Consider the following 25,393-nt stretch of genomic DNA (forward strand, 5'->3'; position numbering starts at 1 on the left):
CAGCAGCCGGATCCGGCGCACGGCCTCCTCCAGGGCGGCCGCGTGCGAGGACCCGGCGCGGCGCACCGGCCGGTCCGCCGCCACGGCGTCGATGGGGCCGCCGGTTCAGGCGGCCGTGACCTTCACCAGCTCGGTGCCCGCGGCGCTGTGCCGTTCGGCCCAGCTCTCCAGCGCGGTCCGGCAGGCGTGATCGAGGTGGTGCAGCCCGGAGAGGTCCACCCGGACCGGACGGTCCTGGGGCAGCGCCTCCAGGCTGTCGAGGATCTTCGGCAGCCGCAGGAAGGTCGCGTTGCCCGACAGACGGGCGTCGATCGGGCCCGAGCCCTTGTCGACGACCTCCAGTTTCAGGTGCGAGGCATCCCAGGCCGTCTTGACGATCGACAGGGCGAGCCCGATCAGCACGCCCTCGAACATGCTCACCGCGACGATCGACACCGCCGTGACGACGAGGACGAGGGCCTCGCCCCGGTACTCACGCCACAGCACGGCCAGCGCGCGCACCGGGATCAGCTTGGCGCCCGAGTAGACCAGGATTCCGGCGAGCGCCGGGATCGGTATGTACCCCAGCGCTCCCGGCAGCAGCGCCGCGAACAGCAGCAGCCAGACGCCGTGCAGCACCCGGGACGCCTTGGTGCGGGCGCCCGCCTGGACGTTGGCCGCGCTGCGCACGATCACCGCGGTCATCGGCAGCGCGCCGAGCACCCCGCACAGCGCGTTGCCCGCGCCCTGGGCGACCAGTTCCCGGTCGTACTCGGTGCGCGGACCGTCGTGCAGCCGGTCCACGGCCGCCGCGCTGAACAGCGACTCCGCGGACGCGATCAGCGTGAACGCGACGACCGTGCCGATCAGCCCGACGCTCGCCAGTTCACCGAAGGCGGCGAGCGGCGGCGGCTGGACGGACTCCAGCAACCCGTGCACCTCGACGGTGGCCACCGGGAGGTTCAGGAGGAACGCGGCCAGGGTGGCGAGGCCGACGGCGGCCAGCGGTCCGGGGACCGTCCGCACCTTCGCCGGGGCGTGCTTCCACAGCACCAGGACCGCGATCGTGACCGCGCCCAGGTCGAGCGAGGCCAGCGCCTCGCCGTCCCCGAGGGCGTTCAGGAACGCCCCGGGCAGTCCGGCTATCTTGCCGGGGCCCGACTCGGGGGCGGTGGCGGCGAGCGCCGGGTACAGCTGGCCGGCGATCAGCACCAGACCGATACCGGCCAGCATGCCCTCGACGACCGAGACCGAGATGGCCCGGAAAAAGCGCCCCAGCCCCAGGACGCCCATGGTGATCTGCAGGACGCCGGTGGCCAGCACGATCACCCCGAGCAGCGGCAGTCCGAACTCCCTTACCGCCTCGAAGACGAGCACGGTCAGGCCGGCGGCCGGCCCCGACACCTGAAGGCTGCTGCCCCGCAGCGTCCCGGTGACGAGACCGCCCACGATGCCGGTGACCAGGCCGAGTTCGGCCGGGACGCCGGAGGCCACGGCCACGCCCACGCAGAGCGGGAGCGCGACCAGGAACACGACGAGAGAGGCGGTGAAGTCCTGGCGTATGTATGGGAACTTGGTCATCGCGGCGCTCACAGGGCCTCGAAGGTGTCGGTGTCGGCACGGTGTTCGCGCACGGCACCGGTGTGGACCTCGTAGTACCAGCCGCGCAGGGTCAGTTCGCCCTGTGCCAGCTTCCTGTCGATGAAGGGGTACGAGCGCAGCCGCAGCAGCTGGGCGAGCACGTGGTTCTGCACGCCCTCGGCGACGGCCGGGTCCTCGGCCGCCCCGCTCGGGCGCGGCTCGGCACTGGCCAGCCAGTCCCGTACGGCGGGTACGGCGGTCAGGTCGTCGCCGCGCACGAGGGCGCCGACGGCGCCGCAGTGCGAGTGTCCGCAGACGACGATGTCGCGGACGCCGAGCACCTCCACGGCGTACTCGATGGTGGCCGCCTCGCTGGTGGGGTGGGTCGAGGCGTACGGCGGGACGATGTTGCCCGCGGTGCGCAGCTCGAAGAGCTCGCCCGGGCGGGCGCCGGTGATCAGGGCCGGGACGACCCGGGAGTCGGAGCAGGTGATGAAGAGCACCTGCGGGGACTGGCCTTCGGCGAGCCTGGCGAACTCCTCAGGGCGCTGTCCGAACGTACGGGCGTTGTCGATGAGGGGCTGCATGGTGTGTGAACTCCTCCTGGCGCGCTACAGCGGCGCGTCGGGCTTGCACGACGGTGGTGTGGGGGGATGCGGGGTTGTGGGGGGAGACAGCCGTGGCGGAGCCCGACCGGTCAGCAGCGGAAGACCTGCAGCGTGGCCGGTGAGTGGGCTCTGGACGCTCTTGACGCGCGGTGCTGCCCGGCCGCGGGAGGCGCCGGGGTGCGTATGGCCTCGGTGTGCCGTGCGGTGGGCGGACGGTCGTCGGCCCAGCCGGCGGTGGCGCTGCGATGACGGTCCACGCTCTGCGGCGGACCGGGCGGCTCACCGCAGCGGCCGTGGTCGCGGAGGGCGTGCGAGCCGTCGCGCACGGCCTTCGCCGGGACCTTCGGCCCGGCCTGGGCTTTGGCCTCTGCATGACTGAGGGTGTGCGCGGCTGCGAAGGTTGCCGCAGGTGCGAAGAACTGGACGGCGAGCAGGGCGGCGGCGAGGAGCGAGAGCACGGTCCGGGCCGTCGTACCTCGGAACATGAGCCCCCCTCGTGGCAGTTCACGCCTCTCGTGTGCACCAAGCACGGGTCAATGGCTGGTCAAGAAACACGTTAACCCTGCAAAGTTGTTTGCAGGGTCAAATCCGTGTCGCGAGCCGAAGACAGCGTGGAAAATGCCGGTGGGTGGCCTGATCGAGCTCTTGACCTGAAGAACTCGACCACCTGGGAACCGCCCAGGGGGGCCTACCCGGCGGCCACGAGTCCCTTCGCGTCCCTGGCCAGGGCGGTGAGCCGGGATATCGCGCGGAAGTACTTCTTCCGGTAGCCGCCGTTCAGCATCTCCTCGCTGAACAGCTTGTCGAAGGGCAGTCCGGAGGCCAGCACCGGGACCTCGCGGTCGTAGAGCCGGTCCGCGAGGACCACGAGCCGCAGCGCGGTCGACTGGTCGGGCACCGGCTGTACGCCGGTCAGGCAGACGGCCCGCAGGCCGTCGGTCAGCGCGCCGTACCGGCTGGGGTGCACCTTGGCCAGGTGGTCGAGCAGGTGCGGGAAGGCGTCGAGGGAGGCGCCCGGGGTGGCGTACGCCGCCTTGGCCACCTGCTCCTCGGAGTACGGCGCCGGCGCCGCGGGCAGGCCGCGGTGGCGGTAGTCCTCGCCGTCGATGCGCAGCGCGCGGAAGTGGGCCGACAGTCCCTGGATCTCGCGCAGGAAGTCGGCGGCGGCGAACCGGCCCTCGCCGAGCTTGCCGGGCAGGGTGTTCGAGGTGGCGGCGAGCGCGACACCGGCGTCCACCAGCCGGCCCAGCAGCGTCGACACCAGGACGGTGTCGCCGGGATCGTCCAGTTCGAACTCGTCGATGCACAGCAGACGGTGACCGGAGAGGGTCTGCACGGTCTGCTGGAAGCCGAGGGCGCCGACCAGGTTGGTCAGCTCCACGAAGGTGCCGAACGCCTTCAGCGCGGGCTCGGCCGGGGTGGCGTGCCAGAGCGAGGCCAGCAGATGGGTCTTGCCGACGCCGTACCCGCCGTCGAGATAGACGCCGCGGGGACCGGCCGGCGCCTTGGGCGCCCGCGCCCTCCCGAAGCCGAGGAAGCCGCGCTTGCCGCCGGCCACCGCGTGTGCCCCGCCGAGACCGCCGGCGAACCCCTCCAGCACCCGCACGGCCTCGGTCTGGCTCGGCTGGTTCGCATCCGGGATGTAGGTGGCGAAGCGGACCGAGTCGAACCGGGGTGGCGGCACCATCTCGGCGACCAGCCGGTCCGCGGGGACGTGCGGCGACCGGGCACACAGTGACAGCGGGGCCACGTCGGTTATGGGGCTGACCTCGGATGCGGCGGGAGAAGACGACACGGTCACCCATGCTAGTTGCCGTGCCACACTGCACGACATGCGACGCCTGTTCCCTGTGACCGAACGAACAACAGCCCGGGTCGCCGACGGTTCGGCCGAGGCGGAGAACGGCACGGCCGCGGAGCCGGGCGCCTCCCGCGCCGCCCGGCGGGAGCCGGCGGACGGGGAGTGGAGCCTTGCCGAGCTGGCCCTCGCCTACGCCTATCCCGAGTCCGCCGGGCAAGAGGCCTGGCTGCGGGCCAACATGGTGTCCACGCTCGACGGGGCCGGTCAGCACGACGGGCGGTCGCAGCCCATCTCCGGCGCGGCCGACATGCGGATCTTCGGCACCCTGCGAGGGCTCGCGGACGTCGTCGTGGTGGGCGCGGAAACGGTACGCCAGGAGGGGTACCGGCCGGCCCGCGAGCGTGCGGAGTTCGCCGGGGCCCGGACCGCGGCCGGCCAGGCCCCGGTCGCCGCGGTCGCCGTCGTCACCGCGAGCCTCGACCTCGACTTCTCGCTCCCGCTGTTCACCTCACCGCTCGTCCCCACGCTGATCCTCACCGGCGCGGCCGCCGCCCCCGACCGGACGGCCGCCGCCGAGAAAGCCGGCGCCCGGGTGGTGATCGCCGGTGACGGCGTCGGCGTCGACCCCGCCCGCGCGGTCCGCGCCCTCGCCGGCCTCGGCCACACCCGGCTGCTCACCGAGGGCGGCCCCCGCCTGCTCGGGCAGTTCATCGCCGCCGGTGTCCTCGACGAGCTGTGCCTGACCGTCTCCCCGTTGGTCACGGCGGGGAGCGCGCAGCGGATCGCGGGGGGACCCGGTGTCGCCGTGCCCCGCCGCTTCGAACTAGTGTCCCTCCTGGAAGAGGACGGATTCCTGTTCGGCCGCTACCGCCGCTCCTGAAAGCAGCGGAACCTCATGTTCCGCTTGACTTTCGACGCGCGCACCAAATCCGGCAGTACCTGTGCGATCACGGGGCAGGATGGTTTCGGCAGGGGTGCTGGGCCCCCACGGAGGACAGAGGGTCGCAGTGACCCTCTAAGGAGAAGAGGCGCCTGGTGTTCACAAGCGTTCTGATGATCGAGAAGGCCCTGACGTCCGCCGACGTGGAGTTCGTCACCACCTTGCACGGGGACGAGCAGGTCGCCTTCCACGTGCTGCTCCAGCCGCGCGGCGACCAGGCGGACCGCCTGCTGCGGGCCATCGACGACATCGCACTCGGCGAACTCGACGAGGCCGCGCGCGAGCGGGAGACCCCCGAGGGGGATGCGGCGAAGGCCCCGGCCGAGCAGGCGCTGGACGTCTCCCTGACGGCCCTGCGGGCGGCGGGGAGCACGGCGGAGGGGCGGATGGTCGAGGACCACCCGCTGGACGCGCTGCGCAAGCTGGTGGAAGAGGTGGGCGCGGACGAGGTGATCGTGCTGACCGATCCGCACTACGTGGAGGAGTTCTTCCACCGGGACTGGGCGTCCCGGGCGCGGCACAAGGTGGGGGTGCCGGTGCTGAAGCTGTTCTCGCACAGCAAGGCGTAGGCGCCGTAGAGGGGTGCGACGCGGGGGCGGGTCCGGGTGAGTCGCGGCTTGTCGCGCAGTTCCCCGCGCCCCTTGGGCCGGCTGCTCTCCCGTCGGCCGGGATGCGCGGCCGGCCGCGCCTGCGCGGCGGCGGCCGCATACGCACCCTGCGGGGTCCCGCGGGTTCGAGCGCATAGGCTAGGGCTGCTTTCGCACGTCACCGTCCCTGGGAGAAACACATGGCACCCGGCCTTCCTTCCGCCATGGAGCGTCCGCACTTCATCGGGATCGGCGGCGCCGGGATGTCGGGGATCGCCAAGATCCTCGCTCAGCGCGGGGCCGAGGTGGCCGGGAGCGACGCCAAGGAGTCGGAGACCGCCGAGGCGCTGCGGGCCCTCGGTGTCACCGTGCACATCGGGCACGCGGCCGGGCACCTCGCGGACGACGCCAGCTGTGTCGTCGTGTCGTCGGCGATCCGCGAGGACAACCCCGAGCTGGCCCGCGCCGCCGAGCTGGGCGTCCCGGTGGTGCACCGCTCGGACGCCCTCGCCGCCCTGATGGACGGCCTGCGTCCGATCGCGGTCGCCGGCACGCACGGCAAGACCACCACCACGTCCATGCTCGCGGTCTCCCTGACCGCGCTGGGGCTGGACCCCTCGTACGCCATCGGCGGCGATCTCGACGCCCCCGGCTCCAACGCCCTGCACGGCGCGGGCGAGATCTTCGTCGCCGAGGCGGACGAATCGGACCGCAGCTTCCACAAGTACGCGCCCGAGGTCGCCATCGTCCTCAACGTGGAGCTGGACCACCACGCCAACTACGCCTCGATGGAAGAGATCTACGAGTCCTTCGAGACCTTCGCCGGGCGGATCGTGCCCGGCGGCACGCTGGTGGTCAACGCCGACCACGAGGGCGCGCGCGAGCTCACCCGGCGGGTGGCGGGAAAGGTGCGGACGGTGACGTACGGCGAGGCCGCGGACGCCGACGTCCGGGTGCTGTCCGTCGTACCGCAGGGCCTCAAGAGCGAGGTCACCGTCGCGCTGGACGGGGCCGAGCTGACGTTCACGGTGTCCGTGCCCGGCCGGCACTACGCGCACAACGCGGTCGCCGCGCTCGCCGCCGGCGTGGCCCTGGGCGTCCCGGCCGCCGGACTCGCCCCCGCCCTGGCCGCCTACACCGGGGTCAAGCGGCGCCTCCAGCTCAAGGGCGAGGCGGCCGGCGTCCAGGTCATCGACTCCTACGCCCACCACCCGACCGAGATGACCGCCGACCTGGAGGCCATGCGCGCCGCCGCCGGGGACGCCCGGATCCTGGTCGTCTTCCAGCCGCACCTCTTCTCCCGGACCCAGGAGCTGGGCAAGGAGATGGGCGACGCGCTGGCCCTCGCGGACGCGTCGGTGGTCCTCGACATCTACCCGGCCCGGGAGGACCCGATCCCCGGGGTCACCAGCGAGCTGATCATCGAGGCGGCGCGGGCCGCGGGCGCCGACGTCACGGCCGTGCACGACAAGGACGAGGTCCCCGCCGTGGTCGCGGGAATGACCAAGCCCGGTGATCTGGTTCTCACCATGGGCGCGGGCGATGTGACCGACCTGGGCCCGAGGATCCTGGAACGCCTGGCGAAGTGAGGGGCTGAGAGTCATGTCGTACGACGTCGAGAAGCCGGACGAGCAGTGGCGGGCGGAGCTGTCGCCGGCCGAGTACGCCGTGCTGCGTCAGGCGGCGACCGAGCCGGCCTTCAGGGGTGAGTACACCGACACCAAGACCAAGGGCGTCTACTCCTGTCGCGCCTGCGGTGCCGAGCTGTTCACCTCCGACACGAAGTTCGAGTCCCACTGCGGGTGGCCGAGCTTCTACGACCCGAAGGACACCGACGCGGTCGAGCTGGTCGAGGACCGCACGCACGGGATGGTGCGGACCGAGGTGCGATGTGCGCGGTGTGGGTCGCATTTGGGCCACGTGTTCGAGGGGGAGGGGTATGCGACCCCGACCGACCAGCGGTACTGCATCAACTCGATCTCGCTTCGGCTGGAGCCGGACGCGAGCTGACCGCGGCCGGCGGACGACGGACCGGATGATGCCCGCAGCAGCGAGTTCTCCGCGGGCGTCATCGCGTGTCGCCGGGCCCGGCTACGCCAAGGGGCCCGGCGCCGGCCGAACGCGGCAGACCGCGCGCGCAGCGGTCGGCTCACTGGCCGCTCGGCCTGGATCGCCGACCAGGACGCCGGTCTCCCGCGCGGCCGTGTGGTCCGCCTGAGTGCCGTGCGTGCGCCCGGCCGACGGCATCCCGACCCGGTGTGGCCGTGGTCCGCGCGCCCCGGGCCGTTCCCGGCCACGTCGACCGTGGCGGGCGCACGCGGTCACGGTGCTCACCGTCGCCGGGGTCGACGCCGCACTCCATCCCGGCTCGTGGGGCCGGTGGAGCGGTCTCGACAAGCCGGTGGCGACCGGCGAGCAGCCTGCCCGTCCCGCCCTCGGCGCTCAGCTCACGACGGGCACCGGGTCGGCGCCGAACGGCACCGACGCGCGTGACACGACCGGGGCCGGGTGGCGCCACAGGCCGCGGCGCGCGAGCTCGGGCAGCACGCCCTCGCCGAACCAGTAGGCCTCCTCGAGGTGGGGATAGCCCGAGAGCACGAACTCGCTGATCCCGACCGAGCGATACTCCTCGATCAGGTCGGCGATCTCGGTGAACGAGCCCACGAGAGCGGTCCCGGCGCCGCCCCGCACCAGTCCGACGCCGGCCCAGAGGCCGGGGTGGATCTCCAGGTCGTCCTTCGAGCCGCCGTTGAGTTCGAGCATGCGACGCTGTCCCTCGCCGGCCGAGCGCCGCAGTCCCGCCTGGATGCGGTCGATGTCGGCCTGGTCGATCTGGTCGAGCAGACGGCCCGCCTCGGCCCACGCGGCCTCGGAGGTGTCCCTGGCGATGGTGTGCAGTCGGATGCCGTACCGGAGCGTCCGGCCGTGCTTCGAGGCCGCGGCGCGAACCCGGTCGAGCTTCTCGGCCACGGCGGCCGGCGGCTCACCCCAGGTGAGATAGACGTCGGCGTGCCGGGCGGCGACCTCGATGCCCTCGGGCGAGGAACCGCCGAAGTAGATCTCGGGCTGTGCGCCGGGGAGGTTGTTGAGGCGCGAGTTCTGCACCGACAGGTAGCGGCCCTGGAAGTCGACCGTCTCGCCGGCCCACAGCGCCTTGGTGATGGTCAGGAACTCGTCGCATCGCGCGTAGCGCTCGGCCTTGCTGAGGAAGTCGCCGTACATGCGCTGCTCGTGGTCCTCGCCGCCGGTCACGATGTTGAGCAGCAGGCGACCACCCGAGAGGTTGACGAAGGTGCTCGCCATCTGGGCCGCGAGGTAGGGACCGACCGAGTCGGGGCGCAGCGCGACGAGGAACTTCAGCCGGTCCGAGAGGGCGCTGACCATCGCCGTGGTCACCCAGGCGTCCTCGCACCACGCGCCCGTGGGCGTCAGCGCGGCCTCGAAGCCGAGCTGTTCGGCCGACCGGGCGATCTGCCCCAGGTAGGGCACGGACGCGGGCCGGCCGGAGGCCTCCGCGGCGAGTCCATGACCTCCTCCGATGATGTGGCGGCCGTCGCCGCCGTTGGTGGGGAGGAACCAGTGGAACTTCAGGTCGTTCACGAGTGCGTCTTTCGTTGTCGGGTCGGGGCGACGTTCGGGATGTTCGGCGTCAGGGCGTTCGGCGTCCGTCAGAGCTGGCCGTGCCGGGGCGGTGGCTGCCTCTCGACCGCCCAGCGGCCGAGGTGCTGCAGCTTCCACGCCGCCGGGTCGTGCAGGGTGTGGGTGCGGGCGTTGCGCCAGTGCCGGTCGAGCCCCTCGGCGCTCAGCGCCGCCCGGGTTCCGGCGACCTCCAGAAGCCGTGAACCCACCTCGACCGACACCCGCGTCGAGGAGGCGCGCGCGGCGGCGACGGCGAGGGCGGCCGCGGCGGCCGACTCCTCCGAGAGGTCGCCGTCGGCCGCGTCGACGGCCCGCCCCGCCTCCGCCAGCAGCGCCTCCGTGCCGCGCACCGCCAGCTCCATCTCGCCGAAGGCCTGGACGATCACCGGGTCCTGCGCGGCGCGGTCGATGCCGTGGATCGCCATCGCGTCGGGGTAGGGACGCGACTTCGTCGTGACGAAGGCGGCGGCGTCGTCGAGCGCCGCCCGCGCGATGCCGGTGTCGATGGCGGCGTGGATCAGCTGGGCGGAAGACCCGAACGTCGTGGGGCCGGTGAAGACCTCGGCGTAGTCGGTGATCCACTCGTCGCCCACCAGGACGTCCGTGAAGGTGGCCGTCCCCGAGGCGGTGGTGCGCTGGCCGACGGCGTCCCAGTCGTCGACGACCGAGACACCACCGGCGTCGCGGTGCACCCAGGCGACGTGCATCGGGCCGTCGGGCCCGAGGTGGGCCAGCACGGGGATCCAGTCGGCGAAGAGCGCGCCGGTGCAGTAGAACTTCGTGCCGTTGAGCCGCCACCCTTCCCCGCGAGCGTCGCGCGTCAGGGTGGTGCGGAAGTCCCGCACGTGCCTCGTGCCCCGCTCGGACTGGGCGTTGCCGAACCACCGGCCCGCCAGGACCTCGCCGAAGAGCCGCTCCTGCTGCGACCGGCTGCCCTGCAGCCGCAACTGGTTGACGTAGACGAAGTGACTGAGCGGAATCTGGCCGATGCTCGGATCGGCCCAGCTGATCCGCCGCACCACCTCCGCCACGACCGACGCGGGAAGACCAGGACCGCCGAACGCGCGCGGAACGGTGATGGCCAGCAGACCGCTCAGGGCCAGCCGGCGCAGCTGTTCGAACGGCAGGATCCGCTCGCGGTCGCGCGCCGCGGCCTGTGGGGCGAACTCCTGGGCCAGCCGGGCGGCCGCGGCGAGCGCGCCCGCGGCGTCGAGCACCTCCACCCGTGCGGCCGTCCTGATCGGCCGGCGTGGATCGGCCGCCTCGGCCGGCGCCCTTCCCCCGGTGGTCGCCGGAAGCCCGGCCTCCTGCAACGTCATGAGATGTGCACCCCTCTTCCCGGCTCCCCGGATCAGTGACTGGAGGTGAGCGCGGCCTTCTCCGCCTCGGCCCAGCTGCGCGGTCCGTTCGTGAAGGCTCCGCGGTAGCGGGCCGCCGGATGACGCTCGGAGAGCCGGTCCTGACCGAACAGCTTGCGGCGCAGCGTGCCCTCGCCGTACTCGCGCTGCGCGAGGCCGCGCTCGCGCAGCACCGGCAGGACCTTGTCGGCGAACTCCTGGAAGGACCCGGGGATGACCCAGTTGATGACGTTGATGCCGTCGACACCGGCGGCCTGCCACAGCTCGACGGTGTCGGCGATCTGCTCCGGCGTGCCCACGACCACGGTCTCCTCCAGCCGCTGGATGGCCAGGTCGCCGACGGTCGGCTCGCGGTCGGTGATGTGCTTGCGCAGGTGTTCGAGGAAGCCCTTGGCCGTGTTGGTGTCGATCTGGCTCAGCGGCGTGTCGGCGGGGTAGACCCGGCCGGACTTGTCGACGATCGCGGAGTGCGCGGAGTAGCCGTCGGCACTGACGTACTGCTGGTACCACTGGAACTTCTCGCGGGCCTCCTCCTCGGTGTCGCCGATGACGAAGGAGAGCCCCTGGTGGAAGGTGATGTCGTGCGGGTCACGGCCGTACGACGCGGCGAGCGCGCGGGTCTCCTCGATCTGCTGGCGGGCGATCTCCGGCGTCGGGGCGATGAGGAAGACGGCCTCGGCGTTGCGAGCGGCGAAGTCGCGGCCCGGGCCCGATGAGCCGGCCTGGAAGAGCAGCGGTGTCCGCTGCGGCGAGGGGGCCGGGAGGAACGGCCCCTCGACGCGGTAGCGCGGCGAGGAGTGGAAGATCTTGTGGATCTTGCCCGGGTCGGCGTGCCGGCTGCCCGCCTTGTCCTGCACCAGCGCGTCGTCGTCCCACGAGCCCTCCCACAGCTTGTAGGTCACGTCGACGAACTCATCGGCCCAGCGATAGCGCTCGGAGTGGTCCGCCAGCGCCTCGTAGCCGAAGTTGCGGTAGCCGTTGTCCTGGGTGCCGGTGACGATGTTCCACGCGATGCGGCCCTTGGAGATGTGGTCCAGAGTGGTCAGCTGGCGGGCGAAGTTGGTCGGGTGCTGCTGGAAGACGTTGCTCGTGACGGCCAGGCCGATGTTCTCGGTGTGGGCGGCCAGAGCCCCCACGAGCACGGCCGGGTCGTTGCTGGGGATCTGCAGGCCCTCGTTGACGTAGACCGAGTAGTCGGCTTCGGCGTCGCCGTAGAGGCCCACGACGTCGGCGAAGAACATCGAGTCGAACTTCGCCTCCTCGAGGATCCTGGCGAGGTTGATCCACGTCTCGACGTCGTTGAAGTTGTGCTGCTGAGCGTCCGGCCGGCGCCACTGGCCGTGGTGGATGTGGCTCGTCGTGTTCATCACGAAGGCGTTGAAGAAGAGGCGCTTGCGCTCGGCGGGGGTGGTGCTGGGGGTCATGAGGCACTCCTGTGCGGGGAGACACGCGCGGTGTCGGGGGTGTGGACGGTGGGGCTGTCGGCGGGGGCGTCGGTGGAGGCGCCGGTCTGGTTCGCCCGTACGGCCTGCCAGGTGCGGGTGATCCACTCGCTCGGCGAGGTGCCGTTGAGCGCCGCGTCGCCCACGATCGTCTGGCGGTAGATCACCGGGTTGTGCGAGGCCAGCGTGCGTGCGTTGCGCCAGTGCCGGTCGAGCCGGAAGCGCTCGGTCACCGCCGACGCGCCGCCGACCTCGAAGATCTCCGTCGTCAGGTCGAGCACGAGCTCGATGACCGCCGTCTGGGCCGCGAAGACCGCGAGGTCCGCGGCGTCGAAGAGCTCGGCGGTGGCCTCCTGTACGAGCTGGGCCCGGTGCACCCGGTCGAGCTCGTCGACGGCGGCCAGCGTGGTCGCCGAGGCGGCGAAGGACTTCGACCGGACGCGTCCGACGACCTGCTGGATCTGCGGGTCGAGCCGCGGCTGGGGGTACAGCGGGTTGGCGAGGTTGCGCCCACGCTGGTGGACGAAGGCGATGATGTCGCGGACCGCCGCCCGCGCGATGCCCGACAGCGTGGCGAGGTGGACGAGCTGGTAGACCGCGAACAGCGTCGTCCCGCGGAAGGCCCCGTTGGGATAGACCTCGACGTCCTCGGGCGCGATCCGGACGTCCTCGAAGACCGTCGTGCCCGAGCCGGTCAGGCGCTGCCCGAAGCCGTCCCAGTCGTCGATCCGGCGCACACCCGGGGCGCCGGCCGGGACCAGGACGTCGGCACTGTGCTCGGCGTCGAGCGTCGCGGTCGTCTGGATCCAGTCGGCGAAGAGGCTCCCGGTGGAGTAGAACTTCCTGCCGCTCAGCGACCAGCCGGCGTCGTCGCCGGAGCCGGCCGCGTGGACCGTGGTGACGTTCTCCCAGAAGGAGCCGTTGCCCTGCTCCGACTGGGCGTTGCCCACGACGGCGCCCGCCGAGATCCGCCGCAGCCAGCGCTCCCGGACCTTCGGGTCCTGGTGCACCAGCAGCGACTCGACGAAGCCGATGTGGCCCCGCCACAGCTGCGGCAGGTTGGAGTCCGCCTCGGCCAGCGCGATGAGCAGGCGGAAGAACTGCGGCGGCGTCGCACCCAGTCCGCCGGACTCCACGGGTACCCGGACCCGGCCGAAGCCGGCCGCCCGCAGCGCCTCCACCTCGTCGTACGGCAGCCCGCGGTCGGCCTCGCGGCCGATCGCGCCGAGGGCGATCTCCTCGAAGACCGGCCCGAACCGCTCGCGCAGTTCCGCGTCGGTGATCCCTTCGCTGAGGGTGTGGCCGCTCATGCCTGCGAGACCCGGGGCAGGGCGGTGAGGAGCCGCCGGGTGTAGTCGTGCCGCGGGCGCTCGAAGACGTCGTCCGCGGTGCCCGACTCGACGACCCTGCCGTCCTTCATCACGAGGATCCGGTCGCTCATGTGGTGGATCACCCCTAGGTCGTGGGAGATGAAGAGGTAGGAGACGCCGAGCTCGTCCTGGAGGTCCGTCAGCAGGTCGAGGACCTGCGCCTGGATCGAGACGTCGAGGGCCGACACCGGCTCGTCGCAGACGATGACGCCGGGTTCGGGGGCCAGCGCCCGCGCGATGGCCACGCGCTGGCGCTGGCCTCCCGAAAGGCGCAGCGGGGCCGAGTCGAAGTGCTCCTCGCGGAGCCCGACCTGCTCCAGGAGCCTGACGGCCCTGCCGCGCGCCTCCGCACGCGAGGAGGGCGGGGTGGGCCCGGTGGCCAACGCGTCCGTGAGGATGCGCCCGACCGGCCACCGGGGGTCGAAGGAGCTCAGCGGGTCCTGGTAGACCACGCCGATCCCGGGGCGCAGCGGGCGACGCTGTGCCCGGGTGAGGCTCGACCACGGCCGGCCGTGCAGCAGCACCTCGCCGGCGGTCGGGTCGATCAGGGACAGGGCGATCCGGGCGGTGGTGGTCTTGCCGGAGCCGGACTCGCCGACGATGCCGAGCGTCTCACCCTGGAAGAGCTCGAAGGAGACGTCGTCGACGACGGTGCGGTCGATCCTGTCCGGGCCGGTGTAGACCTTGGTGAGCTGGCGGGCGTCGATGACCGGCCGGTCCCGCTCGACCGCCCTGCGGGTGCGGACGGAGGGCGAGCCGGCGGCGTCCGAGGCGGGCTTCACCAGCCGCTGGCCGCGCGTGTGCTCCGACGGCACCGCGTCGAGCAGCGCCTGGGTGTAGGGGTGCCGCGCGTGGCGCAGGATCTCGTGCGCGGGACCCTGCTCGACGATCTCGCCGTCCTTCATCACCGCGATGTCGTCGGCGAGGCGGGCCACGACGGAGAGGTCGTGGCTGATCAGGATGATCGCCCGGCCGCGTTCCTTGGCCTCGATGAGCAGGTCGAGGATCTGGGCCTGGATGGTCACGTCGAGGGCCGTCGTCGGCTCGTCGGCGATGAGCAGCGGCGGGTCCAGGGCGATCGCGCTGGCGATGAGCGTGCGCTGCCGCAGGCCGCCGGAGAGCTCGTAGGGCCGCTGGCGCGCCTTCACCTCGGGCTCGGGCACGCCGACCGAGGCGAGGAGCTCGATCGCCTTGGCCTTGCGCGACGTCCTGGTGCCGACGCCGTGGAGCCTGAGGGGCTCCGCCACCTCGTCACCGACCCTGCGGAGCTGGTCGAGGGAGACGAGCGCGTCCTGGAGGACGAAGCCGACCTCCTTGCCCCGGATCCTGCGCCAGGCACGTTCGCTCTGGCGGGTGAGGTCGAGGCCGTTGAGCGTGATCCGGTCCGCACTCACCCGCGAGTCGCCGCCGGTGAGGCCGACGAGCGTGCGGGCGGTGACGGACTTGCCGGAGCCGGACTCGCCCACGATCGCCAGGCAGCGGCCGGGGTGGGCGGAGAAGGAGATGCCGTGGACGACCTCGCGGCCGCCGAACCGGACGCGGAGCCCCTCGACGCTGAGCAGCGACGCGTCGAGGGCCGGCCCGTCGGGACGGGCGGACCGGCGGGGCACGGCGACCTCGTCGGTGCCGGTGCCGGTGCCGGTGCCGGTGCCGGTGTCTCCGGCCGCGGTTTGGGCGGTGGGCGGCGAGACGGTCATCGGGCCGCTCCTTCCAGTCGCTGCCGGATCGCCCGGCCGAGGGTGGTGACCGAGATGGCGAAGAGGACGATCACGAGGCCTGGCAGGACCTCGAGCCACCACTGGGTGGTGATGTAGTTGCGCCCGGAGTCGAGGAGCGCGCCCCACTCGGGGTTCGGCGGCGGGACGCCCAGGCCGAGGAAGGCCAGGGACGAGGCCCACACGATGGACTGTCCGACGCCGAGGGTGACGACCGCGACCAGCGGGCGCATGGCGTTGGGGAAGAGGTGGTGGAGCAGGACCGTCCGCCGGCTGTGGCCCAGTGCGTGGGCCGACTCGATGTAGCCGGCCTGGCGCACGTTGAGCACCTGACCGCGCACCATGCGGGCGTAGCCCGGCATGGAGCTGATCCCCACCGCGATGATCGACGTCTTGACCGACGGCCCGAAGACGGAGATCACGAGCAGTGCCGCCAGCAGGGAGGGGAAGGCGAAGAAGACCTCGAGGACGCGGGTGATGATCGTGTCCACCACGCCGCCGGCGAGCGCCGAGACGAAGCCGAGCACGATGGCCAGGCCCATGGCGATCGCGGTGGCACCGAGGCCGATCCCGAGGGAGAGCCGGGTGCCGTGGACGACTCGGCTGAAGACGTCGCGGCCGGCCTCGTCGGTGCCGAAGAGGTGGTGCCACGACGGCGCGGCGAGGGCGTCGGTCAGCTCGATGTGGGTCGGCGTCGTGGAGGCGAGCACGCCGGGCGCGATCGCGGCCAGCACGACGAGCGCGACGAGCACGGCCGAGAGGGTGGCGCCGGGGCCGAGGCCGAGGCTCCGGCGGACGGCCCGCCGGGGCTCGACCACCTCCGCGCCGATCGGGTCGGGGCTGAGCGGGACGGCGGTCATGAGGCACGCAACCTTGGGTCGATGGCGGTGTAGGCGAGGTCGACGAGGAGGTTGGCGACGACGTAGATCGCGGCCACGACCACGACGACGCCGGCTACGGTCGGGACGTCGCGCGTGCTGACCGCGGTGTTGAGGACCATGCCGATGCCGGGCCGCCCGTAGATGTTCTCGACGATGACCGCGCCCGAGACGAGCGCGCCGAGCGCCCAGCCCGACAGGGTGACCGCCGGCAGCACCGCGTGCCGCAGGGCGTGCCTGAGACGGACGGCGGTGTCGCTCATGCCCCGGGTACGGGCGGTGGTGACGAACGGCTGGTCGAGGACCTTGTCGAGCTCGTCGCGGATGACCTGCCCCAGGAAACCGCTCAGCGGGATCGCCAGGGTGAGCACCGGGAGGACGAGGCCCGAGGCCCCCGAGCCGCTGATGACGGGGAAGAGCGGGACCTTCACCGCGAAGACCACCAGCAGGATGACGCCCACCCAGTAGTGCGGCAGGCTCGCGGTGAACGCCTCGAAGACCGAGCCGAGTCCCTCGAAGGCCCGTCCGCGCTTCACGGTGAGCAGCGAGACCGCGAGCGCGATGACCCAGGCCACGACGAGCGCCGAGACGGTCAGGACGAGGCTCGGCACGATCTGGGCGCCGATCACCTTCGTGACCGGCTGGTACTGCGTGTAGGACGTGCCGAGGTCTCCCTTGAAGAAGCCGCCGAGGTAGTGCAGCCACTGGGAGACCAGCGGATGGTCGAAGCCGAACTCATGTCTCACCGGGGCCAGTTGGGCCGCGGTGTAGTTCTGCTGCTTGCCGTTGCGCATGTTGAGGATCGCCGTCGCGCGGTCGCCCGGGATCAGGATCTGGGCGAACCAGGCCAGGGAGGCCGCCGCGAGGAGCACGCCGACCGCCGAGACGAGCTTGACGGCGGCCCTGCGGGCGGCCCGCGCGGTCGCCCACGCGGGCCGCCTCGGCGTCGTGAGCGACGCCGGGTCAGGGGTGATGGCAGTCATGACAGACCTCGGATCACTGCTTGGCGGTGAAGTACGCGTCGGAGAAGACCGGCTCGCCCTGGCTCTTCTCCACCCAGAAGCCGTGGAGCTTGTCCGAGACGGCGATCAGCGTGTTCTGGGTGTAGAGCCCGATGCCGGCGGCGTTGTCGTTGATGATCTTCTGGGCCTGCTTGTACTGGTCGAACCCGGCGGCGGTGTCGGTGTTCGTGTTGGCCTTGTCGATCAGCCGCGTGAGCGTCGGGTTGTTGTAGAAGGACTGGTTGTTGCCGTTCGGGTTGTTCTTGGTGGACTCACGCCAGACGATCCAGAGGATCGCCGGGCTGGGGCTGGTCCAGTACGACGCCTGGGCGTCGTAGCCGTCCGGGCCGCTGTACTTGCCGCCCCACGACTCGGCCTGCGTGGCCGGCACGAGGGTGACGTCGAAACCGTTCTGCTTCCACTGCTCCTGCAACGCCTGCAGGACGGTCGCGCCCTCGCTGGTGAAGATGTATCCCGGGCCGTAGACGAGCCGGATCCTCAGCTTCTGGCCGCCCTTGGCGTAGATCCCGTCGGCGCCCTTCTTCCAGCCGGCCCGCGCCAGCAGCCCGGCGGCCTTGCCGGGGTTGTAGGGGTACGGGTCGGTGCCGAGGTAGCCGGGGGTCGACTGCGAGACCGCGGGGTTGGGCTCGTAGGGGATCACGCCGTGGAAGCCCGCTGTGACCGCCGCCTTGCGGTCGGCGGCGTAGGCGAAGGCCTGACGGACGAGCTTGTCCGTGAACGGCCCCTTCGCGGTGTTGAGGTAGAACGAGACCGGGTGACCCGGAGTGATGTAGCGGATCGTGTTCTTGAACCTGGACCGGGCGTCCTTCCAGTTCACGGTCGGCACCTCGTAGACCACGTCGGACTGGCCCGTGGTGAGCGAGGCGTAGCGCGAGGTGCCGTCGGCGACGAACTTCCAGTCGATCTTGTCGACGTACGCCGGGCCGTGGTGCTTCGCGGTCGCGGGCCACGAGGTGTAATGCGGGTTCTTCTTGAAGATGACGTCCCGGCCCTTGTTCCACTTCTCGACCGTGAAGGCGCCGGAGCCGATCGGCTGCTCGCAGTTCTGCTCCTTCGTCCGGGTCTTGAGCGCGTGCTCGGACTGGATGCCGAAGTACCCCTGCGTGATCAGGCGGAGGAACTCGGGGTAGGGCTTGGTGAGGTGAACGGCGACGTGGCTCGCGTCGATCGCCTCGGCGCTCTTGTAGTACGGGTCCATCGACACCTTGGCGGTGCCGTTGAGGTCGGTGTTCTCGAACTGGTTGAAGTTGTAGGCGACGGCCGCGGCGTCGACCGGGGTGCCGTCGGTGAACTTCACGCCGTCCTTGAGGGTGAAGGTGTAGGTCAGGCCGTCGGCCGAGGTCTTCCACGAGGTGGCCAGCCACGGCTTGACGCTGCCGTCCTCGGCCTCGGCCACGAGGCCGTCGAGGACCTGGCGGGAGATGTAGGCCTGCTGGATCCAGCCGCCGAAGATGCAGGGCGGCTCCTGGACGTGCGTGTAGGTGATCGTGCCGCCCTGGACGGGCTTGCCGTTGGCGCCGTCGGCCGAGCCGCTGCCGCTGCCGCAGGCCGCCAGCGTGAGGCTCGCGAGCACGGTGCCGACGGAGGCGGCGGCGAGACGGGGTCTGGTGAAGTAGGTCATCAGCCGGCTTTCTCTGCAAGGGGGTCGGGCGTGGGGATCGGGTCCGAGATGCCCTCGGGGCGGGGGAGGTTCCTGCCGCCGCGGTAGCGGGTGGCGGGGTGGTCGGGCGGCAGCCGGTCGCCGCGGCCGAAGATGCGGTCGCGCAGCGACTCGGACTCGTCGTACGACGTGCGCAGCCGGCCCCGGGCCCGCAGGACGGGCACGACGAGCTCGATGAAGTCCTTCGCCGTGTCGAAGGTGTGGTACTGGAGCAGGTTGATGCCGTCGAGGCCGAGGTCGTCGAGCCAGTGCTCGATCGCGTCGGCCGCCTGCTCGGGGGTGCCGACGACCGAGAGCGGGTGGCGGGAGATGTCGCCGAAGCCGGCGAGGAACTCACCGACGGTTCCGTCGGACGTCAGCTGCCGCCAGCGACCGGCACGGCCGTCCTCGGCGGCGACGTCGGCGAGCGGGGTCTCGGGCGGGAACGCGGTCGGGTCCCACGGGAGTCCGGCGTGGGCGAGGTAGCCCTCGGGGTCGGAGAGCTCCTGGAAGCGGGCGGCCTTGGCGCGCGCCTCCTGCTCCGTCGGCGCGACGATGACGCCGGCCGTCGTGATCACCTTGAGGTCGTCGCGGGTCCGGCCGGCGTCGACGGCGGCCTGCTTGAGGTCGGCGACGAGCCGCTTGACCGCGTCGGGGGTGCCGCCGCCGGTGAAGACGACCTCGGAGTGCTTGCCGGCGAAGGCGATGCCGTCGGCCGACTGGGTCGCGGTGAAGAGCACCGGGGTGCGTTGGCGACTCGGGCTGGGCAGGTGCGGGCCCTCGACCCTGAAGTGCTTGCCGACGTGGTCGATCGGGCGGATCCTCGCCGGATCGGCGAACACGTTGTGCTCGCGGTCGGCGACGATCGCGTCGTCGTCCCAGCTGCCCTCCCAGAGCTTGTAGAGCACGTCGAGGTACTCGTCGGCGATCTCGAACCGCGTGCTGTGCTCGACCTCGTCCGGCAGCCCGTGGTTGCGGGCGGCGTTGGGCAGGTAGGACGTGACGATGTTCCAGCCGACGCGGCCCTTGGTGAGGTGGTCGAGCGTGCTCGCCCGGCGGGCCCAGGCGAACGGCGGTTCGTACGTGGTCGAGAAGGTGATCCCGAAGCCGAGGTGCTTCGTCACGGCGGCCATGGCCGGTACGACGACGGCCGGGTCGTTGTTGGGGATCTGCAGACCCTGCTTGACAGCGGTCTCCGCGGAGCCGCGGAAGGTGTCGTAGGTGCCGACGACGTCGGCGAGGAAGACGGCGTCGAAGCCGCCCTTCTCCAGCAGCCGGGCCAACTCGGTCCAGTACTCGATGTCGTTGAACCGCTCGCGGTTGTTGTCCGGCAGCCGCCACAGGCCGTGGGTGATGTGGCTGACGCAGTTCATCTCGAAGAGGTTGAGGATGAGCCGCTTCTTCCCTGTGGAACGCGGCGGTCGGGCGGATGGCTGGGTGCGGGACATGGGGCCCTTCGAGGGGTGCTGGATGTTTCGGAGTCCGGCTCGGGGAATCAGGCCGCGGCGAGGACGTGGTGCCGGGCGGTGAGCGCGGCCGAGAAGGCGTCGGCGACCCGGTAGACCTCGCGGGCGGTGTCCTCCTGGACGGTGACCGCGCCGTCCGGGGCGGCCGTGATGTGCTTGTCGACCACGAACCAGCCGGGCAGCACATGGTCTGCGCCCATGGAGGTGAGCACCGGCCTCAGCGCGTAGTCCACGGCCAGGACGTGCGCCGGGCTGCCGCCGGTGGCCAGCGGGAGCACCGCCTTGCCCGCGAGGGCGTACTGGGGCAGCAGGTCCAGGAGGGTCTTGAGGAGACCTGAGTAGGCGGCCTTGTAAACGGGTGTCCCTATCACCACGCCGTCTGCTCTCTCGAACAACCGGGCCGCGTCCTGGATCGCAGGGTGGCCGAAATCAGCCCCCAGCAGCGCCTCGGGAGGCAGGGAGCGCACGTCGAGCGGGATCACGTGGTGTCCCTGCCCGGCGAGGCGCGCGTCGAGGTGGCGTAGCAGGCGACCGGTGCGGGAGGTCGCGGACGGGCTTCCCGAGACGGAGAGCACGGTGGGCATGAGGGCTCCTTCACAGAGGGCAGGGCGGCAGCGCGCAGGGGAGCGCCGGCCGTGGGCTGCCGTCCCGTATCGACCGAAGCGGTGGAAACGGGCAGGTCACGGTCACGTGAGGGGATGGAGAGAAGAGACGCCGGACCGGCGGAAGGTCAGGAAGAACGCCGCCCGGCTGCGGGCAGGCGAAACCCGGGGGTCACGGCGGGAAAGCGCGAGAGGAGAACTCGCTCAGCGGGCGGCGCGAGGCGAACAGAGGCCGCTGGACACACGCGAGAGGTCGACGTGGCGTCGACGCGTGAGGTCCTTGCGCTGGTTCATGTGAAGGATTTAAGCAGATGATGGCCCGATCGGTCGAGGTGACCCCTGCTAAGGATCGGTGATGCCCTGATAGGGTTCCCCTTTCATGCGGATCGAACAGCTCGAGTACCTCCAGACCGTCGCCCGGCTCGGGTCCCTGCGCCGCGCCGCCGAGGCCCTGCACCTGTCGCAGCCCGCGCTCAGCGAGACCGTCCGCAACCTCGAACGCGAACTCGGTGTCGGCCTGCTGGACCGCCATCGTTCGGGAGCCCGCACCAGCGATGCCGGCCGCGAACTGCTGCCGCACATCGCCGCGGTTCTGGAGGCCGTGGACCGGCTGCGGCAGGCCGCCGACCACCAGCACCAGGTCAGCCGGATGGTCAGGCTCGGCACGGTGCATGCCGCGACCGTCCCGCTGCTCGTCCCCGCCGTCCAGGACTTCCGCGCCGCACACCCGCAGACCCAGGTCGAGATCGTCACCGCCCAGCAGGTCGACATCCACCGGATGCTCACCGAGGGCGGCCTCGACCTGGGTCTTGTCAACTACCTCACCGGCGACGACCTGCCGCCCGACCTGGACTCCACCCAGCTGCTGCGTGGTCGCCCCGTCGTCTGCCTGCGCCCCGACAGCCCACTGGCCGCGCACTCCGCCGTCAGCACCGACGCCCTGCTGCGCGAGCCCTTGATCGTCATGCGAGCCGGTTATGTGATGCACCGCTACATCCACCGGCTGCTGCGCGGCCGCACCCCGGCCTTCTCCTACTCCACCGACGGCGCCGAGATGGGCAAGCTCATGGTCGCCGAGGGGCTGGGCGCCACCGTGCTGCCCGACTTCAGCGTCATCGGCGACCCGCTGGAACGCAACGGCGTGATCACCTGGCGTCCGCTCGCCGACGCGGAGAAGGACACGGAGGTCCTGATGGTCACGGAGCGCCGCCGCTCCGGTTCGTACGCCGAGGCCGTCCGCGATCTGCACGACATCCTGCTGGAGCGGGCGCGGCTGTACCAGCGCTAGCCGGCGGTGCGGGCGGCGGTCGGGCTGCCGGGCAGCGTCAGCGTGAACACCGTGGCGGCCGTGGGGTCCTCGCCCAGGGCGATGGTCCCGCCGTGCGCCTCCACCAGTGCCCTGGCCACCGACAGGCCGAGCCCGCTGCCGCCGCGGTCGCGGCTGCGGGCCTTGTCGACGCGGTAGAAGCGGTCGAAGACCCGGGCGCGGTCGCCGGCCGGGATGCCGGGGCCGTGGTCGGTGACGCTCACCGACGCCGAGCCGGCGACGACGGCGACCGTCACGGACACCGGGGTGCCGGCCGGCGTGTGGACGGCCGCGTTGGTGAGGAGGTTGTCCAGCACCTGGCGGATCCGCACCGGATCGAGGCGGACCGGGACCGGGTCCGGGCCGGCGGTCACCGTCAGGGGGTGGTCGGCGTGGGCGGCGCGGAGGGCGTCGGCGGCCTCCCGGACCAGCTCCGTCAGGTCGGCGTCCTCCAGCCGCAGCGGCGTCTCCACCTCGGCCGCGTCGAGCCGGGCGAGGAGCAGCAGGTCGTCGAGGAGGACGCCCATCCGGGCGGCTTCCGCGCGCAGCCGGGCCAGATGGCGGTCGCGTTCCCCGGGCTCGTTGGCGGCGGCGTACTGGAAGAGGTCGGCGTAGCCGCGTACCGACATCAGCGGGGTGCGCAGCTCGTGCGAGGCGTCAGCGACGAAGCGGCGCAGCCGCTGTTCGGCCTCGGCGCGCACGGCGAGGGAGTGGTCGATGTGTTCGAGCATCGTGTTGAAGGCGGTGCGCAACTCCTCGACCTCCGGCCCGCCGCCCCGTTTCGCCGCGCGCAGCGGCAGCCGGGCCGCCGACTCCGTCAGGTTGTGCGAGGCGATGCCATGAGCCGTGTGCGCCATGTCGCTCAGCGGTTCGAGGCCGTGCCGCAGCAGCCGTCGGCCGAACACCACCAGCGCCAGCAGCGCCAGCCCGAAGGCGACCACCTGGACCGTGACCAGCTGTCGTACCGTGTCGTCGATGCTCTCCGTCGGCGCCCCGCTGACCAGCACCACGCCCGGCTCCACCGCGCAGCCGCGCAGCCGGTACTCGCCCTCGCCGGTCAGGTCCCTGGTCCGCAGTACCTCGGTGCCCGCGGCGATCTGCGCCTTCGCCACCGAGGTGAGCGGGGCGATGTCCGCGGGCAGGTCACCGCTCTCCTCCGGCTTGCGCAGCACCGGGGTGCCGTGCGAGACGTCGTACACGGCGTAGTACCAGTGGTAGTACTTCTTGCCCTGGAGCGTGCCGTTCTGCGCGATGCTCTTGGACTGGGCGACCTGGGCCAGGCCGAGCTGGTCGTCCAGCTGGGCCGACAGGTAGTCCCGCATGTACGTGGTCAGGGCCGTGCCGACGACCGCGAACACCACCAGCGCCAGCGCCCCGAGCCCCAGCGCCAGCCGGGTGCCCAGGCGCATGGTCCGGTACGAGCGGCGCAGCCTGCCGGTCACGGGGCAGCCTGGGGCCGTATGACGTACCCGAAGCCGCGCACGGTGTGGATCAGCGGCTCCCCGCCGGCCTCGTCCATCTTGCGGCGCAGCCGGCTGACGACCAGCTCCACCACGTTCGAACGGCCGCCGAAGCCGTACTCCCAGACGTGGTCGAGGATCTGCGCCTTGGTGAGCACGGTCGGCGACTTGCGCATCAGGTAGCGCAGCACCTCGAACTCGGTGGGGGTGAGGGAGAGCGGCCGGTCGCCGCGGCGGACCTCGCGGGTGTCCTCGTCCATCGTCAGGTCGGCGATCCGCAGGACCGAGCGCTGGAAGCCGGGACCGGCGCTGCGCCGCAGGACCGTGCGCAGCCGGGCCATCAGCTCCTCCACCGCGAACGGCTTGACCAGGTAGTCGTCCCCGCCCCGGGTCAGCCCGGCGACCCGGTCCGCCACCCCGTCGCGGGCCGTGAGGAACACCACCGGCACCATCGTCCCGGAGTGCCGCAGCCGGTCGAGCACGCCGAAACCGTCGAGGTCGGGCAGCATCAGGTCGAGCACGACGATGTCCGGCCGGAACTCGGCGGCGCGGGCCAGCGCGTCCGCACCGGAGTACGCGGTGACCGCCTCCCAGCCCTCGTACCGGGCGACCGTCGCGACCAGGTCGGCGATCGGCGGGTCGTCGTCCACGACGAGGAGTCGTACTTTTTCCACCCGCTCATACTGCGGCACCCGGCCGTGGGCGCCGGCCCCGTGCTCACCCAGAGAGCACATCGATAGCCAGTTGAAAGCCGTCCGACAGGAAATCGACAGCGGCCGCGGGTCTCGACCGGCGCCTCGGGCACCCCTTCGGGCACGGTCGTCAAGGGCACCACCGTCACCACGGACAAGGGCCCGGTGCGGGTCCAGGTCATTCTCCGGTGACCGGCTCTCCGCGGCGCAGACGCTCCAGCGTCCGAGCCGTCCGCAGACCACGGCCGCCGTGCCGGTGCTGACATCGGAGACACTGAAGGCACAGAGCGCCGGCATCGGCACGGTGTCCGGCGCGACGATCACCAGCGACGCCTGCCGGGAGTCCCTCCAGGCCGCTGCCGACGCGAAGGGCTGAGCGTGCACCGAGTCGAACACGTGATGGGCTTCCCGGTCTCCCTCCGCGTCGACGACGCGGGTGACTTCACGGGGGCCGCGGACGCCGTCTTCGCCTGGCTGCGCGAGGTCGACGAGCGGTTCAGCCCGTTCCGGCCGGACAGCGAGGTCTCCCGTATGGACCGGGGCGAGCTCGCCGAGTCCGAGACGAGCCCCGACCTCGCCGAGGTGCTCGCGCTGTGCGAGGAGTACCGGCTGGCGACCGGGGGCGCGTTCGACGCACGGCTGCCGGGGCGGGGCCTCGACCCGTGCGCGGTGGTCAAGGGCTGGTCGGTGCAGCGGGCCGCGCGCCTGCTGGCGGTGGCCGGGGCGAAGCGGTTCGTGCTGAACGCCGGCGGTGACGTGGTCGCCGCCGGCGGCCCCTGGCGGGTGGGGGTACGCCACCCCGACCACGCCGACCGGCTGTGCACCGTCCTCGAACTCACCGACGGGGCGGTCGCCACCTCCGCCCGCTACGAGCGCGGCGACCACATCATCGACGGCCGCACCGGGCGCCCGGCGACCGGGCTGCTCAGCCTGACCGTCGTGGCCCCCTCGCTGACCGAGGCGGACTCGGTGGCCACGGCCGCCTTCGCGATGGGCGCCGAGGGCGTCGGGTGGGCGGCCGCGCGGCCGGGCTGCGAGGTGTTCGCCGTGGACGCGGAGCGGCAGGTGCTGCGGACGGCGGGCTTCCCGGTCGCGGATGAGCCGCCGGCAACCGCCTGACCGGACGCCGCCCGCGTTCGTCTCGTTCATGACCACGACGATCGGAGCGCTGTCCGGCGCGGTCGGTTCCCCGGTGCCGCGCGGTGTGCTGTCGGCAGGTCACAAACTGAAGAGGATCAGTCAGTCGCCAAAGTGCTGAAACAGTTCCGGTTTAGACTCTGTCCGCAACGGCCTGCGCCACGGCGACCG

At 71.9% G+C, this 25,393-nt stretch carries 24 protein-coding genes; 7 read left to right on the plus strand and 17 right to left on the minus strand.

The window, feature by feature from the left end; all coding sequences use genetic code 11:
- Positions 1–105 precede the first annotated feature (105 nt).
- The 4 genes from AB0P24_RS29100 to zapE form a co-directional block, all read right to left on the minus strand.
- A complete protein-coding gene (locus tag AB0P24_RS29100) occupies positions 106–1,560 on the minus strand; it encodes a SulP family inorganic anion transporter (RefSeq protein WP_365799071.1) in 1,455 nt (484 codons plus the stop codon).
- A gap of 8 nt (positions 1,561–1,568) precedes the next feature.
- Positions 1,569–2,147, minus strand: a complete 579-nt coding sequence (locus AB0P24_RS29105; protein ID WP_365799073.1) for a carbonic anhydrase — start codon at positions 2,145–2,147, stop codon at positions 1,569–1,571.
- A 110-nt stretch (positions 2,148–2,257) separates the two neighbouring features.
- The gene (locus tag AB0P24_RS29110; protein ID WP_365799075.1) at positions 2,258–2,653 is read right to left on the minus strand and encodes a hypothetical protein; all 396 of its coding nucleotides are present in this window, start codon (positions 2,651–2,653) and stop codon (positions 2,258–2,260) included.
- A 203-nt stretch (positions 2,654–2,856) separates the two neighbouring features.
- Complete coding sequence (gene zapE, locus AB0P24_RS29115) at positions 2,857–3,963, minus strand: cell division protein ZapE (RefSeq protein ID WP_365799077.1); 1,107 nt, start codon at positions 3,961–3,963, stop codon at positions 2,857–2,859.
- 37 nt (positions 3,964–4,000) lie between these two features.
- Here zapE and AB0P24_RS29120 point away from each other — a divergent pair, with 37 nt between their 5' ends.
- The 4 genes from AB0P24_RS29120 to msrB all read left to right on the plus strand — a co-directional run bounded on the left by AB0P24_RS29120 (position 4,001) and on the right by msrB (position 7,506).
- On the plus strand, positions 4,001–4,849 hold the full coding sequence (locus AB0P24_RS29120; RefSeq protein WP_365799079.1) for a pyrimidine reductase family protein: 849 nt from the start codon (positions 4,001–4,003) through the stop codon (positions 4,847–4,849).
- A 173-nt stretch (positions 4,850–5,022) separates the two neighbouring features.
- Complete coding sequence (locus tag AB0P24_RS29125) at positions 5,023–5,478, plus strand: indole-3-glycerol phosphate synthase (protein ID WP_181808418.1); 456 nt, start codon at positions 5,023–5,025, stop codon at positions 5,476–5,478.
- A gap of 218 nt (positions 5,479–5,696) precedes the next feature.
- Positions 5,697–7,085, plus strand: a complete 1,389-nt coding sequence (murC, locus tag AB0P24_RS29130) for a UDP-N-acetylmuramate--L-alanine ligase (RefSeq protein ID WP_365799081.1) — start codon at positions 5,697–5,699, stop codon at positions 7,083–7,085.
- Between the two features lie 13 nt (positions 7,086–7,098).
- Complete coding sequence (gene msrB, locus AB0P24_RS29135; protein WP_365799083.1) at positions 7,099–7,506, plus strand: peptide-methionine (R)-S-oxide reductase MsrB; 408 nt, start codon at positions 7,099–7,101, stop codon at positions 7,504–7,506.
- Between the two features lie 432 nt (positions 7,507–7,938).
- Here the strand turns inward: msrB and AB0P24_RS29140 are convergent, their stop codons facing one another.
- From AB0P24_RS29140 to AB0P24_RS29190, 11 genes are all read right to left on the minus strand, one after another.
- Entirely contained in the window at positions 7,939–9,096 is a 1,158-nt protein-coding gene (locus tag AB0P24_RS29140) for an LLM class flavin-dependent oxidoreductase (RefSeq protein WP_365799085.1), read from the minus strand.
- Positions 9,097–9,164: 68 nt separating this feature from the next.
- Positions 9,165–10,454 carry an SfnB family sulfur acquisition oxidoreductase gene (locus AB0P24_RS29145; protein ID WP_365799087.1) on the minus strand — a complete coding sequence of 430 codons (1,290 nt, stop codon included), beginning with the start codon at positions 10,452–10,454 and terminating at the stop codon, positions 9,165–9,167.
- 32 nt (positions 10,455–10,486) lie between these two features.
- Positions 10,487–11,917 carry an NtaA/DmoA family FMN-dependent monooxygenase gene (locus AB0P24_RS29150; protein WP_365799089.1) on the minus strand — a complete coding sequence of 477 codons (1,431 nt, stop codon included), beginning with the start codon at positions 11,915–11,917 and terminating at the stop codon, positions 10,487–10,489.
- Positions 11,914–13,245, minus strand: a complete 1,332-nt coding sequence (locus AB0P24_RS29155; RefSeq protein WP_365799091.1) for an acyl-CoA dehydrogenase family protein — start codon at positions 13,243–13,245, stop codon at positions 11,914–11,916. The genes AB0P24_RS29150 and AB0P24_RS29155 overlap by 4 nt, the downstream gene beginning before the upstream one ends.
- Positions 13,242–15,002 carry an ABC transporter ATP-binding protein gene (locus AB0P24_RS29160; RefSeq protein ID WP_365799093.1) on the minus strand — a complete coding sequence of 587 codons (1,761 nt, stop codon included), beginning with the start codon at positions 15,000–15,002 and terminating at the stop codon, positions 13,242–13,244. The genes AB0P24_RS29155 and AB0P24_RS29160 overlap by 4 nt, the downstream gene beginning before the upstream one ends.
- On the minus strand, positions 14,999–15,880 hold the full coding sequence (locus tag AB0P24_RS29165) for an ABC transporter permease (RefSeq protein ID WP_365799095.1): 882 nt from the start codon (positions 15,878–15,880) through the stop codon (positions 14,999–15,001). The genes AB0P24_RS29160 and AB0P24_RS29165 overlap by 4 nt, the downstream gene beginning before the upstream one ends.
- On the minus strand, positions 15,877–16,881 hold the full coding sequence (locus AB0P24_RS29170) for an ABC transporter permease (protein ID WP_365799097.1): 1,005 nt from the start codon (positions 16,879–16,881) through the stop codon (positions 15,877–15,879). The genes AB0P24_RS29165 and AB0P24_RS29170 overlap by 4 nt, the downstream gene beginning before the upstream one ends.
- A gap of 13 nt (positions 16,882–16,894) precedes the next feature.
- A complete protein-coding gene (locus AB0P24_RS29175; protein WP_365799099.1) occupies positions 16,895–18,541 on the minus strand; it encodes an ABC transporter substrate-binding protein in 1,647 nt (548 codons plus the stop codon).
- Positions 18,541–20,007 (minus strand): NtaA/DmoA family FMN-dependent monooxygenase, encoded by a 1,467-nt coding sequence (locus AB0P24_RS29180; RefSeq protein WP_365799101.1) that lies wholly within the window; start codon positions 20,005–20,007, stop codon positions 18,541–18,543. Before AB0P24_RS29180 ends, AB0P24_RS29175 begins: the two co-directional genes overlap by 1 nt.
- 47 nt (positions 20,008–20,054) lie before the next feature.
- Positions 20,055–20,609: an NADPH-dependent FMN reductase gene (gene ssuE, locus AB0P24_RS29185; RefSeq protein WP_365799103.1), complete on the minus strand. Its 555-nt coding sequence runs from the start codon at positions 20,607–20,609 to the stop codon at positions 20,055–20,057.
- A 222-nt stretch (positions 20,610–20,831) separates the two neighbouring features.
- Positions 20,832–20,921, minus strand: a complete 90-nt coding sequence (locus tag AB0P24_RS29190; RefSeq protein WP_365799105.1) for a putative leader peptide — start codon at positions 20,919–20,921, stop codon at positions 20,832–20,834.
- A gap of 85 nt (positions 20,922–21,006) precedes the next feature.
- On the opposite strand from AB0P24_RS29190, the gene AB0P24_RS29195 reads away from it, so the two are divergent.
- A complete protein-coding gene (locus AB0P24_RS29195; RefSeq protein WP_365799107.1) occupies positions 21,007–21,915 on the plus strand; it encodes a LysR family transcriptional regulator in 909 nt (302 codons plus the stop codon).
- Here the strand turns inward: AB0P24_RS29195 and AB0P24_RS29200 are convergent.
- Positions 21,912–23,375, minus strand: coding sequence for a HAMP domain-containing sensor histidine kinase (locus AB0P24_RS29200; protein ID WP_365799109.1), 1,464 nt, complete (start codon positions 23,373–23,375; stop codon positions 21,912–21,914). The two genes, AB0P24_RS29195 and AB0P24_RS29200, sit on opposite strands and share 4 nt — an antisense overlap.
- On the minus strand, positions 23,372–24,067 hold the full coding sequence (locus AB0P24_RS29205) for a response regulator transcription factor (RefSeq protein ID WP_365799111.1): 696 nt from the start codon (positions 24,065–24,067) through the stop codon (positions 23,372–23,374). The genes AB0P24_RS29200 and AB0P24_RS29205 overlap by 4 nt, the downstream gene beginning before the upstream one ends.
- A gap of 268 nt (positions 24,068–24,335) precedes the next feature.
- Here AB0P24_RS29205 and AB0P24_RS29210 point away from each other — a divergent pair, with 268 nt between their 5' ends.
- Together AB0P24_RS29210 and AB0P24_RS29215 are read left to right on the plus strand one after the other, a co-directional pair.
- Positions 24,336–24,461 carry an FMN-binding protein gene (locus AB0P24_RS29210; protein WP_365799113.1) on the plus strand — a complete coding sequence of 42 codons (126 nt, stop codon included), beginning with the start codon at positions 24,336–24,338 and terminating at the stop codon, positions 24,459–24,461.
- A gap of 2 nt (positions 24,462–24,463) precedes the next feature.
- Positions 24,464–25,204: an FAD:protein FMN transferase gene (locus AB0P24_RS29215; RefSeq protein ID WP_365799115.1), complete on the plus strand. Its 741-nt coding sequence runs from the start codon at positions 24,464–24,466 to the stop codon at positions 25,202–25,204.
- The last annotated feature ends 189 nt before the right edge of the window (positions 25,205–25,393 follow it).

Source organism: Streptomyces sp. NPDC086519 (assembly GCF_040686075.1).
In the GTDB taxonomy this organism is placed as follows: domain Bacteria; phylum Actinomycetota; class Actinomycetes; order Streptomycetales; family Streptomycetaceae; genus Streptomyces; species Streptomyces shenzhenensis.